Origin of the sequence: Sphingobacterium sp. NGMCC 1.201703 (assembly GCF_047784615.1) — a bacterium.
Classification (GTDB): Bacteria; Bacteroidota; Bacteroidia; order Sphingobacteriales; family Sphingobacteriaceae; genus Sphingobacterium.
In genome coordinates this window covers 51,614-70,284 of the sequence record NZ_JBLOHD010000002.1, presented here as the reverse complement: position 1 = coordinate 70,284, position 18,671 = coordinate 51,614, and the positions used below count along the sequence as shown (strand labels likewise).

Here is an 18,671-nt window from a genome sequence, read left to right as displayed (position 1 = left end):
TTGTCAAAAAGGTCGGATTAAGCCATGGTTTATGGCATTAATTCTTATCTTTAGGCGAAATTTTGAGAAATTTAGATTTTTCACTGATTTCGCATAGCATTAAAAATTAAACATATTTCTAATAGATTACTATGTCAAACAAATCAAAAATTGTTTGGACAAAAACAGATGAAGCACCTTTGTTGGCGACTTACTCGTTTTTGCCTATTGTACAAGCGATTACAGCTACAGCTGATATCGATGTGGAATTGAGAGATATCTCTTTAGCGGGGCGTGTTCTTGCGAACTTTCCAGAATTTTTAAAAGAAGATCAAAAAATTGCCGATGCTTTGGCCGAGCTGGGACAAATGGCGACAACTCCTGAAGCAAACATCATCAAATTACCGAATATTTCAGCGTCGATTCCACAATTAAAAGGAGCTATCGCAGAATTACAAAAAGCAGGTTATGCTATTCCTAACTATCCGGATGAAGCAATGACCGAAGAAGAAAAAACGATCAAAGCCAAATATGCGAAAGTATTGGGTTCAGCTGTAAATCCTGTCTTACGTGAAGGTAATTCAGATCGTCGTGCACCTAAAGCCGTGAAGAATTATGCGAAAGCTAATCCGCACAAAATGGGGGCTTGGGCAAAAGATTCAAAAACTAAAGTCGCATCGATGACATCTGGCGATTTCTATGGTTCAGAGCAATCTGTAACAGTAGAAAATGCAGGTCAATTCAAAATTGAATTTGTGGATAGCGAAGGAGCTGTTACCGAATTAAAAGGTCTTTCTCCATTAAAGGCTGGTGAAGTAATTGACTCTTCAACCTTAAGTTTGAACGCACTGAAAGGTTTTGTCGCTGATACAATTGCTGAAGCCAAAGCTGCTGGGGTATTGTTATCTGCACATTTAAAAGCAACGATGATGAAGGTTTCAGATCCGATTATCTTTGGTGCGGTGGTTGAAACTTATTTTGAGGACGTGTTTGCTACTTATGGCGACTTGTTTAAAGAATTAGGTGTCAATAAAAACAACGGCTTAGGGGAAGTATATGCTAAAATTGCAGGTCATGCAAAAGAAGCGGAAGTGAAAGCTGCTATTGATGCTGCTATCGCGCAAGGTCCCGCTTTAGCTATGGTCAACTCAGATAAAGGTATTACAAACTTCCATGTTCCTTCCGATGTTATCATTGATGCTTCTATGCCCGCAATGATCCGTATTGGTGGTAAAATGTGGAATAAGGATGGTCAAGAAGAAGATACGATCGCAATGGTGCCTGACCGTTCTTACGCTGGCGTTTATGAGGCTACAATAGAGGATTGTAAAATACATGGCGCTTTGGATCCAAAAACAATGGGATCTGTTCCAAATGTGGGCTTGATGGCCCAAAAAGCAGAAGAATATGGTTCGCATGACAAAACTTTCCAAGCAGCTGGTAAAGGTGTGATCCGTGTTGTGGATGCGGAAGGTCATGTATTCATGGAGCAAAAAGTCGAAGAAGGTGATATTTTCCGTATGTGTCAAACAAAAGATGCACCTATCCAGGACTGGGTAAAATTAGCTGTAAACCGTGCACGTTTATCCAATACACCAGCAGTATTTTGGTTGGATAAAGACCGCGCACATGACAGAGAGATCATCAAAAAAGTAGAAAAATACTTGCCAGATTTTGATACCGCAGGTTTAGATATTCGAATTTTATCACCGATAGAAGCTACTAAATTCTCTTTGGAGCGCATTCGTAAAGGTGAAGATACTATTTCCGTAACAGGTAACGTCTTACGTGATTATCTGACTGATTTATTCCCTATTTTGGAAGTCGGTACTTCAGCAAAAATGTTATCTATTGTACCATTGATGAATGGTGGCGGTTTGTTCGAAACAGGTGCTGGAGGCTCAGCTCCGAAGCACGTCGAACAATTCCTTCAGGAAGGTTACCTACGTTGGGATTCATTGGGCGAATTTTTAGCTTTAGGAGCTTCATTGGAACATTTATCACAAACACAAAATAATCCTAAAGCATTAGTTTTAGCGGAAACCTTGGATGTGGCAACAGAGAAATTCCTGGCAAATGACAAATCTCCGGCACGTAGAGTAGGTCAGATCGATAACCGTGGATCCCATTTCTATTTAACTTTATATTGGGCGCAGGCTTTAGCTGCTCAAACGAAAGATGCAGATTTAGCAAGCAGATTTGCACCTGTTGCAAAAGTACTGACTGACAATGAGGCTAAAATTAATGAAGAATTGATAGGGGCACAGGGACAGGCTCAAAATATTGGTGGTTATTACTTCCCGAATGATGAATTAGCAACAAAAGCTATGCGTCCTTCTGCGACATTAAATAACGCAATCGCCAATATTTAAACGCTGATTATCTTAATTAAATAATGAGAGCCCCGGTTTTTGATCGGGGCTCTTCTGTTTAGGTTGGGTTGCTTGTATTATACAGAGAGGGTTGATTTATTTTAATGGATATTTGACTCCTTCAAAGGTCATTTTGACGGGTATAATATGACCTTTTTCGTCAAATTTCATTTCATCTATACAAGTGACACGCTCATTGGCGCCTTCCTTACCTAATGGCCTGCGGTGATAGACGATGAAATACTTGTCTTTATTGGGCACTTTAATAACAGAATGGTGGCCTGCCCCAACAGCAACTTTTGGGTCGCGCTCGAGAATTGTTCCAATACGTTTAAACGGCCCGAACGGAGAGTCCGCAATTGCATAAGCTACCTTATAATCCGGTCCGGTCCAACCACCCTCGGACCACATAAAGTAGTATTTGCCATTTTTAATAAACATAAATGGACCTTCCACGTAGTTCTCGGGTGTAATTTCCTTGTAATAGGTTCCGTCATCAAATGGGAGCAGACCCGAAAAATCCGGCTTCAGTTTTACCATATTACAGTGCTTCCAGCCACCGTAATACATGTAAAACGTTCCGTCCCGATCTTTAAATACAAATTGGTCAATGGGCTGCGCACCGTTGATGATATCATTGATCAGTGGTTTGCCTAGCAAATCTTTATAAGGCCCTTCGGGTTTATCGGCTACGGCCACGCCGATTCCGCCGATTTCGCCCTGGTGAACATCGTTAGCACTAAAGAATAAATAATACTTGCCCTTATTTTCCAAAACAGCGGGTGCCCACATTGCTTTTTTTGCCCATGTTACCTCACTATTTTGGAGTACCCGCGGGTGCTTTGTCCAATGGGCCAGATCGGGCGAGGAAAAGGCATCAAAAAACAGCTGTTCTTCATAGGGAGCTGAGTAGGTGGGGAAAATCCAATAATTATTGCCATAGATAATTCCTTCAGGATCGGCGTAGTTGCCACGAATAATCGGATTCTCTTGGGCAAAGAGCATCGTTGTCAAAAATAAAGCGGCTGTCGTAAAAAATGTTCTGATCATCGTTATGGTTTAAACCATTAAGATACTACAACTTTGCTGCCCTAATGTTCCAAAAAATATCATTTTTACGCCAATTTTTCTCAATATTTTTAAAGTGTTAAAATTATGTTAAAATGAAGTGTAGCTTTCGGTTCTTTCCGATTTATTTCACATATTTGTTTATGTCATTTCCAAATGGCATAAATACTTTTCATAAAATAGGTTAATAATATGGCTAAGATACCCGAAGTTCCCCAGACTTCGGGTGTTTTTTTTATTCGCGCTCTAAGCCAAAAATCATAACTAATTTTCCGTCGATATACAAGTTTAGGGTTTGTTCGGCGATATCAAATTGAATTTGTTTTTGCTCAATGATCGCAAAAAAGTCATTTTCAATATTATTGGGACCATTACAGGATTTCATATTGCTTGCTAGGTGTGGAAAGCTGATCAAATTGCCTTTTATATTAAAATTTCCCCAGAAATTATTACAGCCTGTCGATCCGGCGATTGTTCCGTTTTTCGCGTCAAAGCCAATATAGGCTTTGCTGCTCGTTACATCTTTCCCGTTTAATTGAAGCAAATTCCATTTGAACCTTGCGAGAAAAGAAGCTACACTGGGCAGTTCGGTTACCCTTTCTTTGGAAATAATATCCATCAATTCGTAGCGTAAACTGTCGGTATCTTTTACTTTCGTTTGCTTCACTTTGATACGATAGCGATATTGCTCTTGGTAATCAAAACCTAAAATAGGGCCTGCGATATATTCCCATTTGTTTTTTTTGTTGGATTTTATCTGCAGACAGGCCAATTTGCCTGACATTGGATTATTGACATAATACTCAGCCACATCCCAAATTGCGATTTCAGTATTTTCAGCCGGTGATTTATTAATGATTTGTTGGAGTGTATAGATTGAAACTTGGGCAGTTGTCGTTTTTTTTACACGGATATTGTGCTCAAACCCTGGGTTATAATTAAACTGCAGGATTTCAGCATAGAATTTCTCCCAGTCTTTACTGTTGTAATACTTTACGAGATAGGGCGGTGTATTGTCAAGCCCTGATTTAACTTTTATCCGGAATACGCTGCTCTGTGCCTGTGTCGTATATTGGATTAGAAATAAGGGGATAAAAAATAAGATATATTTAAGGGATTTGTTCATAACGGGCATAAAATATCAATAAAAACGTATCTTTAAACATGAATATTGCACGAACAAAAGTACTCTTAATGATTGTACTTTTTTTGTCCGGCTTGCGGATATCTGCCCAAAATAACAAGGATTATTTTAAAACACAAATCCCCTTAGGTGAAATAACAGATCCGCAGCTAAAAGAAGTATCAGGAATTGTAGCAGCTCAGGGGGAGGGAAGCTTTTGGGTGCATAATGACAGTGGTGACGGGGCGAATATCTATCTGATCAACCGGCAGGCCAATCTACTCAAAAGATTTACGCTTGAAGGTGTGACTGTGACAGACTGTGAGGATATCGACCGCGTAAAAATTGATGGTAAAATTTATCTGATTTTAGCAGATATAGGCAATAATCTTGGCAAGCGGACTTGGGCAAGCCTATATGTATTTCCAGAACCTTCACCGCAAGATTCTTCAATGATATCAAAAAAGAATATTAAAACCATATTTCTTAAATTCCCCGGACAAAAACGTTTGGATGCCGAGTCTATTATGGTGGATCCGCGCGATAATATGTTGTATATCGTTTCTAAGCGGGAATTTCGGTCTACAGTATATAGTGCGCCAGTTTTCAGAAATAAAAATCAACAGTATTTTACATTAGATAAAGTGGCTGAACTTCCTTTTACTTTTGCTACAGCTTCGGCTATTAATCCTTCCGGAAAAGAGATGCTTATCAAGAATATCACGCATATTTTTTACTGGAAAAGGAATTCGGGCGAGTCATGGCAAAAGGCGCTAAACCGAAGGCCAATCGAAGTTCCTTATAAGGTAGAGCCGCAAGGAGAAGCGCTTACTTTTGATAATAACAACGCTGGTTTTTATACCATCAGCGAGCGTCCATTTGGTTTAAAATCTTATCTTTATTATTTTGAAAGATGCTCTAAATCCATTGATAAATAAGCTGACTTGATTCAGAAAATTGGATCAATAATATTGGTCTGAGTAGAATAATTACATCCAAATACTGATATAATGAATTTAAAACAATTTTTACTTTTATCACTTGCGCTATTTTATATTGTCGCTGTTAGTAAAGCTGCCAAAGTGGATACTTTGCGTATTCCGAGTCGGAGCATGGCAAAAGATATCAAAACAGTCGTAATACTCCCGAAAGGTTATTCGACAGATACGAAATATCCGGTTCTTTATTTACTTCACGGATATTCAGGTAATTATAGTAATTGGGTGAAGCATTCCAATGTGGCTGCTTTGGCAGATCAGTATGGATACATGATTGTTTGTCCGGACGGAGGATATGGCAGTTGGTATTGGGATATAAAAAATGATCGAAATTACCAATACGAAACATTTGTCGCAAAAGAGCTGATTGATTATATAGATGGTCATTATGCGACAGTTCAGGACCGTAAAGGAAGAGCGATTTCAGGGCTTAGCATGGGTGGGCATGGAGCTTTGTCACTTGCGATTAAACATCAGGATCTTTATGGTGCAGCAGGCAGTACTGCCGGCGGGGTAGATTTTAGACCATTTCCTTTAAACTGGGAAATTAAGGATCGTATCGGGAATTATGCCGATTCGACGCAAGCCTGGGACGATCGGGTGGTGATCAATATGATTCCTAAATTAGTAAATAATAAACTTCGGTTAATTATTGATTGTGGAAAGGAGGACTTTTTCTATCAAGTCAATATTGCACTTCACGATAAGCTCATGTATCATAATATAAATCATACCTTCGTTACAAGTGAAGGCGGACATAATTGGGCGTATTGGTCACGCTCCATTGTCTATCAAATGGCCTTTTTCTATGATTTTTTCAATCCGGTAGAAAAAAAATAATAAGAAAAATAGATAAATATTTGGCTTAAATGAATAAAATACTATTTTTGTTTAAAGAAGATCTTGACTAACAAATTATAAACTTATTATTAAGCCTTACAAATTGTAAGGCTTTTTTATTATTTTCAATAAATTTTTGATTTCAATCTGCTATGCTTAAACCTCTAAAGGTTGTTTTTTATTTTTCTTCTATTTTGTTTTGCGCACAGCAATCCTATGGCCAACAATCTAAATCTATATCGGGATTTATCAGGGATAGCATCAGCGGTGAAAATATTATTGGCGCTTTGGTCCGGAATGACCTAGAGAAAAAATCGACGGCTTCCAATAAATACGGCTTTTTTAGTTTGTCCCTTCGCGGAGCTGATACTTTCCTCGAAGTTTCCTCAATAGGATATAAAACCAAAATATTGCCTGTGACGATGGGAAAAGACTCGACCTATATTGTACAATTGGTACCCGAAGAGAACCAATTGGCAGAGGTAGTTGTTACTGGAAATAGAAGAAAATCGATCAAAGATCTGACTCCGGGCTTGACTCAGTTTAGCCCAAAGGAGATTGAGAAGGTTCCTGTATTGTTTGGTGAGAAAGACATTTTGAAGACGATCCAATTGTTTCCCGGAGTGGCGAGTGGAGGCGAGGGAAGTAGCAGCTTTTATGTACGTGGAGGTGGTGGGGATCAAAACCTGATTCTGTTGGATGAGGCTCCGGTTTACAACAGTGCTCACCTTTTTGGTTTCTTTTCGACCTTTAATTCCGATGCCATCAAAGACGTCAATTTTTATAAAGGAGGTGTGCCCGCCCAATATGGTGGTAAGATCTCTTCGGTCATGGAAATAACAACCTTGGATGGGAATAATCAACATTTTAATGTCGAAGGGGGACTGGGGCTAATTGCGTCACGGCTGAAGGTAGAGGGGCCATTACAAAAGGGAAAGAGCTCATTTATGATATCCGGTAGACGTACTTATGCCGATTTGTTCCTGAAGCTCTCAAATGATGAAAATATTAAAAATAGTGCTTTATTTTTCTATGATCTAAATGCCAAATTTAATTATAGAATTAACGATAAAAACACCATTTATTTATCAGGATATTTCGGTAAGGATGCCATGGCATACCATGATTTATTTGACTTCAGTTGGGGGAATGCGACCGGAACGATGCGCTGGAATCATGTTTGGAATAACCGCCTGTTCAGTAATACCACATTGATCTTCAGTAAATTTAACTATCAGGTGAAGATCGAAGACGATAATAACTTCAAGATCCGCTCAGATATCTTCAATTATAACTTTAAACAGGATTTTCAATATAGCCTCTCGGATCACCATAATCTAAAATTTGGTCTGCAGGCAGCTTTACAGAAAATTCGTCCGGCGAGTATTGAAGCCGGTGAAGATTCTAAAGTAAACTCATTACGTATTCAAGAGCGCAAAGGAGCGGATATTGCTGCTTATTTCTCGGATGATTGGTCAATAAATGATAAGTTCAAACTGAATTACGGTATTAGGGCGACAGCTTATGCCGCTTTAGGGCCAGGTATGTTCTATACCTACGATCATGCAGGCGAAGCTGTTGATTCAACTTATGTGGGGAGTGGAGCAATGGGAAAAAAATATGTTTATCTGGAACCACGTATATCGCTGAACTATGCCTTGAATGAATTGACTACCTTAAAGGCATCTTATAACAAGAATGTACAGTATTTACATCAGTTGAGTAACACCACAAGTAGCTTGCCGACTGATCAGTATGTATTAAGCAATAATACCATTAAACCACAATTGTCAACACAGTATTCGCTGGGTTATTTCCGGAATTTTGCGTCCAATAGGTATGAGTTTTCAGTAGAAGGTTACTATAGGGATCTGAGAAACCAGATCGACTATAGGAATGGAGCCGATTTACAGGCCAATGAATTTTTGGATGGCGAACTACTATTTGGAAAAGGAAGGGCATACGGTGTGGAATGGTTTATAAAGAAAAGATCGGGAAGGTTTAATGGATGGATCAGCTATACACTGTCCAGAAGTGAAAGACAATTCGAGCAGATCAATGATGGACAGTGGTTTAATGCGCGTCAGGATAAGATTCATAATATAGCTGTTGTGGCACAGTATCAATTGAAGCCTAAATGGAATCTGAGTGCGAACTTTGTATACTATACCGGGGATGCTGTGACAATGCCTGCTGGTAAATATTTTGTTGACGATAGAACGATATTCTATTACGATAAGCGAAATGGCCAGCGTATGCCAGCTTATCATCGTTTGGACCTGGCTGCAACTTATGATATCAAGCGTACAAAAAATACCTATTCAAGTTTATCTTTTGGAATTTATAACGCTTATAATCGCAAAAATGCTTATTTAATTGATTTTAGAGAGAAAGAAGGTCAATCTAATGTGACCGAGATCTATAGGATCGCATTGTTTGGTGCCATACCATCTGTTACCTGGAACTTTAAATTTTAACACAACATGAGAAAGATAATAGGATTGATCGCATTAACTTGGATGACTTTGATTGGTTGTGAAGACAAAATTGACCTTAAATTGCCTGAAAATACAGGGCAGCTGGTGATCACCGCCGATCTGATGGTGTCGGATAAGCAGCATGAGATCAGTATTCAGAAAGTAGTGGGTTTAAAAGATTCGATGTTGTCGCCCATAACGGATGCGGAAGTATCCGTGAAAAATCTGCAAAATAACCAGATATACATCTTTTTACCTGGAGCCAACGGTGTGTATACCAATAAAACATTGCGGCTGCAGGAAAAGAACAGCTATCGATTGTATGTAAAAACTGTGGATGGAAAAGAAATTGAAGGAACCTCGACGGTACCATCCTATGTTGATGTCGACTCGATAGGGCTCTCCGAACGCATTATATTTACAGACACCATCTATTATCCTACATTGGTCTTTAATGATCCTCCGGAAAAAGGAAATTATTACAAATATAAAATGTCCGTGAATGGTGGTGAATTGCGCTTTGTTGATGTTTTTAGCGATAAATATAATAATGGATTGCAAGTACAGCATGATATTGTCGATCGCGATAGAGACCTTAAGATAGGAGACAGAATACGGGTATTGCGTCAATGTATCGACCTGGGGGCTTACAATTACTGGAACAGCTTCCAGATGATTAATCCAGGCGCAGCATCTCCAGCAAATCCGATTTCAAATCTATCCAATAATGTTTTAGGATATTTTAGTGTGAGTGTGGGCAAGTATTATGAATCTGAAGTGGTTTTATCTGGGAGTAGACCCTGACATTTATTCCATTCTTGCTATTTGATACTGATTTTCTAGGAGAAATTCAATCGTTTTAGGTAAAGCGTATTCCACACGGGGAATCGCTTTGATATTGTCGTGGAAGATGATGATTGAGCCATTCTGTATGTTGGGAAGTACGTTCTCAAGGCATTTTTCTGGACTTAGGTTCTGATCAAAGTCACCCGACATAATATCCCACATCACCACACGATAATTTTTATATAATTTTTTAAGCTGTGATTTTGTGGCTTTAGCATAAGGTGGCCGAAAAAGATCTGTTTGCGTTAGTTCCTGACATAGCCTGATATTATCGATATAGGTTTCGTCACTTGTCTCCCAACCCTTGAGATGATTGTAGGTATGATTGCCAACCTGATGTCCTTCTTGTAAAATTCTTTGAAACAAATGTGGATTTTTTTTAATATTTTCACCAACACAAAAAAATGTTGCCTTAACCTGATATTTTTTTAGGATATCGAGTATAAAAGGTGTAATTTCAGGTATTGGACCATCATCAAAAGTGAGATAGACTTTTTTTTCCGTCCTCGGCATATGCCAGATTGATTTGGGATAAAGCCAACGAAGGAAGAAAGGGGATTTGACAAAATACATAACCGATAAATGAAGTTCAAATCTATAAAAATTGTATGGTTCTACATATGAACATGAAAAGATTTTATTATTCTGCAGTAGTATTTACTGGTTTTTTCTTTGGAACGAACAGCCTCATCCAAGCCCAACAGGTCGTCGGCGTAGCCGAGGCTATACGTATGACTTTGGAACGCAATGTACAGATAAAGCAGGCCGAACTGAGCAAAGATCTGGCAGCTCAGGATTTGTTTCAAGCGAAAAGTAATTTATTGCCGGACTTAAACGCTTCTGTTGATCAAAATTTTCGCTATGGTTTTGCCTTCGATTTGACCTCGGCACAAATTGTCAACAATGCATGGACTAGAACGACCGCTGGATCGGTAGGGTCAAGCGTGAATATATTTCAAGGTTTTCAACAAGTCAATCAAATAAAAGCAAATAAATTACAGTTGGAGTCTGCAGCGACGCAGGTCGACAAGATAAAAAATGATCTTATTCTAAATGTGTTGGTGAATTATTTGGAAGCCATCACAAATCATGAATTAATGATCGCTAGTGAAGATCAGATTGCCTTGTCGAAACAACAATTCTCATTGGACTCTATTCAATTTGCTGTCGGAAACAAGACTATTGCTGACCTTGCAAAATCAAAAAATCAGGTTGCTACGAATGAATTGAACAAAGTGAATTTGAAGAATGCATACGAGATGTCCTTGTTAACCTTGAAACAATTGATGGAAATGCCTCCTGAAACAGTAATTTCTTTGGAACGCCCAAGTTTAGAATCAGTTTTGTTAACTGCGGTAGATAAAAATGCGGTAGATGTATATCAAAAAGCATTGACAAGACAACCTGATATTCACAAATCTGCTTTGGATAAAGAAGCCGCATTAAAACAAATTGATATTGCAAAGGGTGGGTATTATCCAACGCTTAATTTAAGTGTGAGCTATGGTACAAATTATTCATCTGCAACAACTAGGCAAACTGATCCATTAGATATCACAACGACATATCGCGTGCCTTTTAGCCGGCAAATATCGGATAACAAATCATTTTTCACTGGTTTATCGCTCGCTGTTCCCATTTTTTCCAAGAATCAGAATAAAGTTAATGTAGCGAAGGCCAAAATTGGTTTCAAACAGGCTGAGGCAGCGGAGCAATTAGCAAAGAACAATTTAAATAAAGCTGTCAATCAGGCGATTTTGGACGTAAGTGCCGCCAAACAGAAGTATACTTCGGCAACGACAGCTTTTGAAAGCGCTGAAACAGCTTATAAAGCAACGAAAGAAAGGTACGATATCGGTATGGCAAATTCTTTGGAATTATTTACGGCGCAGACCGAACGAAACAAAGCAGAATTTGATCTAATTCAGGCAAAATATAACGTGATATTTAGATCCAAGATTATCGATTATTACTTAGGAAATCCAATTCAATTCGACAACAATTAACCTATTTGATTAACAAAAACAATGGCAAAGAAAAAACGTAGTGTAGTAAAGATTCTATTAATAGTCATAGCGCTCCTGGCAATTTTTGTTTTTATCGGCTTTAAGGCCGGTTGGTTTGGAAAAGGAGATATTACTAAAGTCGCTGTAGACGTTGTGAAGGAAGCAGATGTGGATGAATTGGTGTCTGCCAGTGGAAAAATACAGCCAGAAATTGAAGTTAAGCTGAGTTCCGAGGTCTCGGGTGAGGTCGTTGAGCTTAATATCAAAGAAGGAGATTTTGTGAAGAAAGGACAAATCCTCTGTAGGATAAAGCCTGATATCTTACAGTCCGGCTACGATCGTTCTGTAGCTGCGATGAATTCACAGCGTGCCAACCTGGCGGCTGCCCAACAACAACTCAAACAGCAGGAAGAAAATTTTAAAAATGTAGCAGCAACCTACAAGAGGAATCAGGAGCTTTTTGAAAAACGGGTTATTTCTGCTGCTGAAATGGACAAAAGTTCTTCCGAATACTTTTCGACCCTTGCCGCAATTCAGGCCCAAAGGGAGACGGTACGGTCAACTAGGTATGCTATAGATCAATCTCAAGCTTCTGTTAAAGAAGCCCAGGATAATCTGAACAGGACAACTATCTATGCTCCAACAGACGGTATTATTTCTTTATTGTCGATCGAACAGGGAGAGCGTGTCGTGGGAACAGCTCAAATGGCTGGTACGGAAATTATGCGCATTGCTAATATGTCTTCGATGGAAGTAAATGTGGATGTCAATGAGAACGATATTAACAACGTAAGAGTAGGTAACCAAGCTGAAATTGAGGTGGATGCTTTTCAGGACCGAAAATTTAAAGGTATTGTTACTGAAATTGCTAGCTCCTCCAAAAATATCGCTACGACAACTGCGACAACCTCGTCTACAGATCAAGTAACAAATTTTAATGTAAAGGTGCGTATCAGTGCAGAATCTTATCAGGATTTGATCAAAGAAAATGTCGCTTCACCGTTCAAACCCGGACTATCCGCTACAGTACAGATTTTTACAAAACATGACAAAGGCTTAGTGGTGCCTATCCAATCGGTTACTGTGCGATCGGATGATAAGGATTCTACAAATACAAATAAGAAAATACAGGAATATGTCTTTGTTTTAAAAGATCAGACTGTAAAACAGGTTCCTATTAAAACGGGAATCCAAGACGACAAAAATATTATTATCCTATCTGGATTGAAAAAGGGAGATCAGGTCGTTTCGCGACCATTCGATGCAATTTCCAAAACCCTGAAGGATGGTAGTAAAGTGGAAAAAGTAGATAAATCCCTGTTATAAAATGATATCCGTATAATATAATTATAAAAGGGAGGTGTTTTTTTTAAACACCTCCCTTTTTATTTTCCTTTTAATTTATTAAATTTACATAACCCAACCACTGACAGCTTATGAAAAGGCTATTGACTTATTTTAAATTTAACAAAACAGAGCAAAATGGGTTCTTTGTTATATTGGTAGTAATCATTCTCTTTAGTATTATATATTCCCTTGTCAGTAGAAACGATAAAAATGATCCCATAGTTCATCAGGCTCGGGTTTTTGAGCAGTCATTTCGCGATTCAGCTGATGCCGTAGATTATCCCAATAGGAAATTTAAAGTAGCTGATGTCCATCTGGAAAAGAAAACAGCTCCCATAGATCGGGATATAGGTGCTGACGATGACAACAGGGATACCAAGCTGTTTTATTTTGATCCCAATAATTTATCCATCGATAGCTGGCGTAGGCTTGGTCTTTCGGATAAGCAAATTGCGGTGATCAAGAATTACGAGAAAAAAGGGGGGCGGTTTAAAAATAAAAATGATGTTCGGAAAATTTATTCCATCAATGCAAAATTATATAAAAAGCTCGAACCCTATATCCGTATTCAAGCGGAGACAATAGTTGCGGGCGCAACAGCTAAAGCTCCTCTACTTTACGATAAATTTGAAACCAACCATGCCGAACTTATCGATATTAATACCTGTGATACAACAGCCTTGATGAGCCTCAAAGGGATCGGAACAATTCTTTCTAAACGTATTTTGAAATATAAAGAGGTACTTGGCGGCTTCTATAGGATTGAGCAATTAAAGGAGGTTTATGGTGTTACTTCGGAGACATACGACCTCATTAAGGACTATATTACAGTGTCTAATTTAGAAGGAATCAAAAAAATCAATATTAACCAGATTGATGCCAATTCATTGGGCAAACATCCGTATCTTAGCCCGAAGGATGCGAAGTTAATAGTTAATTATCGAGATCAACATGGGAATTATACCAATATAGAAGACTTTACCAAGATAGGTACACTTTCGGATCTTGCTATTGCTAAAATCGCGCCGTATTTAATATTTGAGAATGATTCAAGATAAATTGAAATTGGAAATCCGGGATATTGTGGATTTTCCAAAACCGGGTATTGTATTCAAAGATATCACCCCTTTGTTGAAAGATGCTACACTATGTAATGAAATGATCGACGCGATTATTGACCAACTTCAAGGAATAGAAATCGATGCTATTGCAGGTATTGAAAGTCGTGGGTTTCTTTTCGGCTTTTTACTTGCCAACAGACTCGGCTTGCCCTTTATTCCTATTCGTAAACAAGGGAAATTACCATTTAAAACTATTTCCGAGTCTTATGCATTAGAATATGGTCAGGCAACAATAGAAATCCATGAAGATGCCTTCGAAAAAGGTAGCCGTATTCTGATCCATGATGATCTGCTGGCAACGGGTGGAACTGTCGTCGCGGCAAGCAAACTTATTGAAAAATTGGGCGGAGTGATTGCAGCCTATAGTTTTATCATTTCATTGGACTTTCTCAAAGCAAAAGGCAGATTGTCCCGGTTTAGTGACAGGATCTCCTCATTGGTGAGCTATTAATATAAAATCTAAGTGTTGATTTAGACGATCTTATGATACTCTTTGCAAATGCTAAAATAAATATTGGGCTGCAGGTTACCGCTAAACGAGCGGATGGCTATCATGAACTGAATAGTATTTTCTATCCCTTACCAATTTATGATATTATCGAGCTATTAGAGACGGATGCAGAGCATTGCGTATTGAGTGTACAAGGTAATCGCATACCAGGTAATACCGCGGATAATCTCTGTATAAAGGCTTATGGACTGTTAAAAAATGAGTTTGATATCCCGGCCGTCTCTATTGATCTGATCAAGCAGATTCCGATCGGAGCTGGGCTGGGCGGCGGATCAGCGGATGCATCTTTTGTATTGAAAGGACTCAATGATCTGTTTCAATTAAACTTAACAAATGCTCAGTTAATGAAATACGCAGCCCAATTGGGGGCAGATTGCCCATTCTTTATTGCAAATACTCCTGTGTTTGCAACTGGAATAGGGACAGATTTTAAGGAGATATCACTCGATCTGAGTGAATACCATATGGCGGTTATTATGCCCGATATCCATGTTTCCACTGCCGAAGCTTACAGCGGTGTGAAACCAATGCCTTCAGCTGTCAATTTGGAAGAAGCAATTCGATTGCCTATTCAGGAGTGGAAATTTCATATTCGAAATGATTTTGAAGAGTCTATTTTTGAACGTTATCCACTGCTCAAAGAAATTAAAGAGGCTTTGTATCGCAAAGGCGCTATCTATACCTCAATGTCTGGCTCCGGTGCTGCAATCTATGCTATCTTCTGGGAAAAGATGGATTTAAACGAATTTTCCAAATACGGTAAGGTCTATTACCCCACTGTATTAAACAAATGATATTAACCTGATAAAAAGCAATAGGCCGAGATATTGGCCTATTGCTTTTTTGACTGCTGATATCAATATTCTTCTTCCACTTTATAATCTAGTAATTCACGCGCTTCTTTGAGGACCTTCTCTTTTCTTTCTGTGTTAAGTCCAAGGATATCCAGCTTATCCGGATTATTTACAAGATCTTTTACCAGGATCAGCTGGTTTTTCAACAGTTGCTGTTCTTCCAGGTCCGAAAGCGTGGTTAAGCAGGTGACGGGATAAAATACTGCTTTATCTACTCTTCTTTTGATACTGGTTTCTTTGGGATAATCCCATGAGAGCAAATTGATGCCATAATAGTTTGCGAAATCGATCGAATCTGAGGTAAAATAAGCGTTGGTAATAAGCCAGCCTTCCTGAAACTGCAATTTTTTGCCAAAAAAATTATAGTCAATTCCACTGATATCCTTGAACCTTGAGAGGTAATACATTGGCGTTGTAACAGAAATCTTGGCATCAATATCATTCCTGAACTTACATTCCGCCGTCATCAATTTACCGTCCTTATAAGCCACAACATCCAGTTCATGGGAAACAGCATGGCCATGTACCATCTGCCCAGTGGTACTTTCATAACCGATCGAACGCAGCAAATGGGAAATATATTTTTCAAAATAAAAGCCTTCAGGTCCAAGATCACGTAATGCTTTTTTTAGGCTATATCGCGCAGCAAAAGAATTTCGGACAGTTTTCAGTTTATCGAAAGCCAGCTGATATAACTCTCTGGTCGAAATGCCGTCATATAATTCACTTACAACACTACTATATACTTCGTTCACCTGATCGGTATTTGCTCCAGAACGGGAAAGAGAGTGTTTTAAAGCCTCTCCATTAAAGGGGACTAATTCACCGGAATATTTTTTGACTTGCATGAATATTTAATTTGATAAATACGAATATAAGAGATGTAATCCGAGAAATCGTATAAAAACTAATATTCTATTTCTAAACTTTTTTGGACCACCATTTGTTTACATAAAGAAACAATACTTAAATAGAGATAATTATGAGTAACCTATTGACATTTGCATTTGACAAGATTAAGGCTAAGATAAAGGATGATTGCATTGAGGAGAATATTGGCGCTTCTGAACGCGTGTTATCTGTAATTGCCGGCGGTTTTATTTTAGGTTTGGGCGTAAAAAAAATATTTAAATCACCGCTGACAGGGCTTTCAGGATTGACGCTTGGTGGGACTTTAATTTATCGAGGCGTAACCGGGCATTGTGATGTCAAAAAAATGCTGGAAGATAAGGATGTTAAAAAAGTCGAAGTAATTGAGCATCGTTATTTTGTTAAATAACCCTGGCGAGCTATACTTCATCCACAATTATCTTGTTATATCATTTGTACAAGCTGCAAATTTTACTTTTTTGCAAGCTTTAACCTTCATGGTAACAATCGAGAGCGCATCTCTACTTGGGCTTACCGCGGTTCCCTGTTGTTGCAGTACAACTATGAAACAAGTATAGTTGAAATTTAGATCCTAAAAATATTGGATAAAATTAAGCTGCCGAAAATCATCTTTTCGGCAGCTTAATTTTTAAAATATACTTTTATCAGCTATTTACACATTGAAACGGAAGTGCATAATGTCTCCGTCCTGAACAATATAAGTTTTTCCCTCTACAGCTAATTTGCCGGCCTCTTTTACCGCGCTTTCTGAGCCAAGATTGACAAAATCATCGTATTTAATTACCTCTGCGCGGATAAAACCTTTTTCAAAATCTGTATGGATAACACCCGCTGCCTGAGGGGCAGTAAAACCTTTTTCAATTGTCCAGGCACGTACCTCCTGAACACCAGCGGTAAAATAAGTAGCTAAATTCAGGAGTGAATACGCCGCTCTAATTAATTTATGGACACCGGATTCCTCTAAACCAAGATCGTCCAAAAACATTTTGCGTTCTTCATAGCTCTCCAGTTGGGCAATTTCAGATTCAATTTGTGCTGAGATGATTAAAACTTCGGCTTTCTCATCCTTAACCGCTTCTTTTACACTTTCAACATACGCATTACCGGTATTAACAGAACCTTCATCAACATTGCATACATAAAGGACCGGTTTCGCTGTTAATAAAGCCAAGTCTTGAATAAATTCAAAATCTTCAGCTTCAATAGCGGCTGTACGAGCTGATTTTCCAGATTCTAAATGTTCTTTAACAATGGAAAGTATATCAAAAGTCTTTTTTGCATCTTTATCACCGCCTGTTTTTGCCATTTTCTCCACTTTCTGGATACGTTTTACGACCGTATCCAAATCCTTTAATTGCAGTTCGGTATCGATGATTTCTTTATCTCTGATTGGATCTACTGAACCGTCCACATGAATGACATTGCCATCATCAAAACATCTCAAAACGTGAATGATCGCATTTGTCGTACGAATATTTCCCAAGAACTGATTCCCTAATCCTTCTCCTTTTGATGCGCCTTTTACCAATCCGGCGATATCAACGATTTCAATGGTATTCGGAACGATACGTTGTGGATTGACTAATTCAGCTAATTTATTTAGACGGGCATCCGGTACGGTAATTACCCCAACATTTGGTTCAATAGTACAAAATGGAAAGTTTGCTGCCTGTGCTTTCGCATTCGACAGACAGTTAAATAATGTTGATTTACCAACGTTTGGTAAACCTACGATACCGCATTGTAAAGCCATATATAGTGCAAATTTTTGAAATTGCACAAAGATAGAAAATTCACTGTAATTTTTAACTATCTTGTACTATGCTTCAGTGGTACAAAATTGACGATGCCCAATTTTTAAAAGATAGAGGGATAATCGAGCGTAAGGTTGGTGGAAAGACCATTTGTCTAACTTGGTTTGAAGATCAATTGTACGCGTTTTCCAGAAAATGTCCGCATGCAGGAGCTCCCTTAAAAAATGGTTGGTGTGAACGAGGGAAAGTGATCTGTCCTTTTCATCGGCATGAGTTTGATCTTGTGACAGGGAAAGGCAATCCTGCTCAACATGATTTTATTCATATATACCCGGTCAAAGAAGAAGACAGCGCCTATTTTGTAGGTATTGAGACAGGTTTTTGGCAAAATTTTCTAGGTTCTAAAAGTAACTAAAGTATCATATCTCTCCATGCAATCGCATATCTAAGCAGTAAATAAGTATATTTGCTTTCGAAAACAAAT

Annotated in this window: 17 protein-coding genes; 12 read left to right on the top strand and 5 right to left on the bottom strand. The window is 38.5% G+C overall.

Annotation, left to right across the window (positions count from 1 at the left end; genetic code table 11):
• The first annotated feature begins 131 nt into the window (after positions 1 to 131).
• Entirely contained in the window at positions 132 to 2,351 is a 2,220-nt protein-coding gene (locus ACK8HY_RS05540) for an NADP-dependent isocitrate dehydrogenase (RefSeq protein WP_416133011.1), read from the top strand.
• A 96-nt stretch (positions 2,352 to 2,447) separates the two neighbouring features.
• Here the strand turns inward: ACK8HY_RS05540 and ACK8HY_RS05535 are convergent, their stop codons facing one another.
• Together ACK8HY_RS05535 and ACK8HY_RS05530 are read right to left on the bottom strand one after the other, a co-directional pair.
• Positions 2,448 to 3,401 carry a glycoside hydrolase family 43 protein gene (locus tag ACK8HY_RS05535; RefSeq protein WP_077433007.1) on the bottom strand — a complete coding sequence of 318 codons (954 nt, stop codon included), beginning with the start codon at positions 3,399 to 3,401 and terminating at the stop codon, positions 2,448 to 2,450.
• A gap of 253 nt (positions 3,402 to 3,654) precedes the next feature.
• Positions 3,655 to 4,545: a DUF4377 domain-containing protein gene (locus ACK8HY_RS05530; RefSeq protein WP_416133010.1), complete on the bottom strand. Its 891-nt coding sequence runs from the start codon at positions 4,543 to 4,545 to the stop codon at positions 3,655 to 3,657.
• Positions 4,546 to 4,583: 38 nt separating this feature from the next.
• Between ACK8HY_RS05530 and ACK8HY_RS05525 the strand changes: the two genes are divergently transcribed.
• The 4 genes from ACK8HY_RS05525 to ACK8HY_RS05510 all read left to right on the top strand — a co-directional run bounded on the left by ACK8HY_RS05525 (position 4,584) and on the right by ACK8HY_RS05510 (position 9,661).
• Positions 4,584 to 5,480 (top strand): hypothetical protein, encoded by an 897-nt coding sequence (locus ACK8HY_RS05525; RefSeq protein WP_416133009.1) that lies wholly within the window; start codon positions 4,584 to 4,586, stop codon positions 5,478 to 5,480.
• Positions 5,481 to 5,552: 72 nt separating this feature from the next.
• Positions 5,553 to 6,380, top strand: coding sequence for an alpha/beta hydrolase family protein (locus tag ACK8HY_RS05520; protein WP_343559154.1), 828 nt, complete (start codon positions 5,553 to 5,555; stop codon positions 6,378 to 6,380).
• A gap of 152 nt (positions 6,381 to 6,532) precedes the next feature.
• Positions 6,533 to 8,857 (top strand): TonB-dependent receptor domain-containing protein, encoded by a 2,325-nt coding sequence (locus ACK8HY_RS05515; protein ID WP_416133008.1) that lies wholly within the window; start codon positions 6,533 to 6,535, stop codon positions 8,855 to 8,857.
• Between the two features lie 6 nt (positions 8,858 to 8,863).
• Positions 8,864 to 9,661: a DUF4249 family protein gene (locus tag ACK8HY_RS05510; protein WP_416133007.1), complete on the top strand. Its 798-nt coding sequence runs from the start codon at positions 8,864 to 8,866 to the stop codon at positions 9,659 to 9,661.
• 3 nt (positions 9,662 to 9,664) lie between these two features.
• Here ACK8HY_RS05510 and ACK8HY_RS05505 read toward each other — a convergent pair whose 3' ends face one another.
• A complete protein-coding gene (locus ACK8HY_RS05505) occupies positions 9,665 to 10,216 on the bottom strand; it encodes a polysaccharide deacetylase family protein (RefSeq protein WP_416133006.1) in 552 nt (183 codons plus the stop codon).
• A gap of 113 nt (positions 10,217 to 10,329) precedes the next feature.
• On the opposite strand from ACK8HY_RS05505, the gene ACK8HY_RS05500 reads away from it, so the two are divergent.
• The 5 genes from ACK8HY_RS05500 (at position 10,330) to ispE (ending at position 15,482) form a co-directional block, all read left to right on the top strand.
• Positions 10,330 to 11,709: a TolC family protein gene (locus tag ACK8HY_RS05500; protein WP_416133005.1), complete on the top strand. Its 1,380-nt coding sequence runs from the start codon at positions 10,330 to 10,332 to the stop codon at positions 11,707 to 11,709.
• 21 nt (positions 11,710 to 11,730) lie between these two features.
• Positions 11,731 to 13,035: an efflux RND transporter periplasmic adaptor subunit gene (locus ACK8HY_RS05495; RefSeq protein WP_077433023.1), complete on the top strand. Its 1,305-nt coding sequence runs from the start codon at positions 11,731 to 11,733 to the stop codon at positions 13,033 to 13,035.
• Between the two features lie 110 nt (positions 13,036 to 13,145).
• On the top strand, positions 13,146 to 14,114 hold the full coding sequence (locus ACK8HY_RS05490) for a ComEA family DNA-binding protein (protein WP_416133004.1): 969 nt from the start codon (positions 13,146 to 13,148) through the stop codon (positions 14,112 to 14,114).
• The gene (locus ACK8HY_RS05485) at positions 14,101 to 14,628 is read left to right on the top strand and encodes an adenine phosphoribosyltransferase (RefSeq protein ID WP_077433027.1); all 528 of its coding nucleotides are present in this window, start codon (positions 14,101 to 14,103) and stop codon (positions 14,626 to 14,628) included. Before ACK8HY_RS05490 ends, ACK8HY_RS05485 begins: the two co-directional genes overlap by 14 nt.
• Before the next feature lie 32 nt (positions 14,629 to 14,660).
• Positions 14,661 to 15,482 carry a 4-(cytidine 5'-diphospho)-2-C-methyl-D-erythritol kinase gene (gene ispE / locus ACK8HY_RS05480; RefSeq protein ID WP_077433029.1) on the top strand — a complete coding sequence of 274 codons (822 nt, stop codon included), beginning with the start codon at positions 14,661 to 14,663 and terminating at the stop codon, positions 15,480 to 15,482.
• 62 nt (positions 15,483 to 15,544) lie between these two features.
• Here ispE and ACK8HY_RS05475 read toward each other — a convergent pair whose 3' ends face one another.
• On the bottom strand, positions 15,545 to 16,390 hold the full coding sequence (locus ACK8HY_RS05475; RefSeq protein ID WP_343559164.1) for an ATP cone domain-containing protein: 846 nt from the start codon (positions 16,388 to 16,390) through the stop codon (positions 15,545 to 15,547).
• Positions 16,391 to 16,524: 134 nt separating this feature from the next.
• Here ACK8HY_RS05475 and ACK8HY_RS05470 point away from each other — a divergent pair, with 134 nt between their 5' ends.
• Positions 16,525 to 16,821: a DUF2892 domain-containing protein gene (locus ACK8HY_RS05470; RefSeq protein WP_077433033.1), complete on the top strand. Its 297-nt coding sequence runs from the start codon at positions 16,525 to 16,527 to the stop codon at positions 16,819 to 16,821.
• A 264-nt stretch (positions 16,822 to 17,085) separates the two neighbouring features.
• On the opposite strand, the gene ychF is transcribed toward ACK8HY_RS05470, so the two are convergent.
• A complete protein-coding gene (ychF, locus tag ACK8HY_RS05465) occupies positions 17,086 to 18,186 on the bottom strand; it encodes a redox-regulated ATPase YchF (protein ID WP_416133003.1) in 1,101 nt (366 codons plus the stop codon).
• 68 nt (positions 18,187 to 18,254) lie between these two features.
• Here ychF and ACK8HY_RS05460 point away from each other — a divergent pair, with 68 nt between their 5' ends.
• On the top strand, positions 18,255 to 18,602 hold the full coding sequence (locus ACK8HY_RS05460) for a Rieske (2Fe-2S) protein (RefSeq protein ID WP_416133002.1): 348 nt from the start codon (positions 18,255 to 18,257) through the stop codon (positions 18,600 to 18,602).
• Positions 18,603 to 18,671 lie beyond the last annotated feature (69 nt).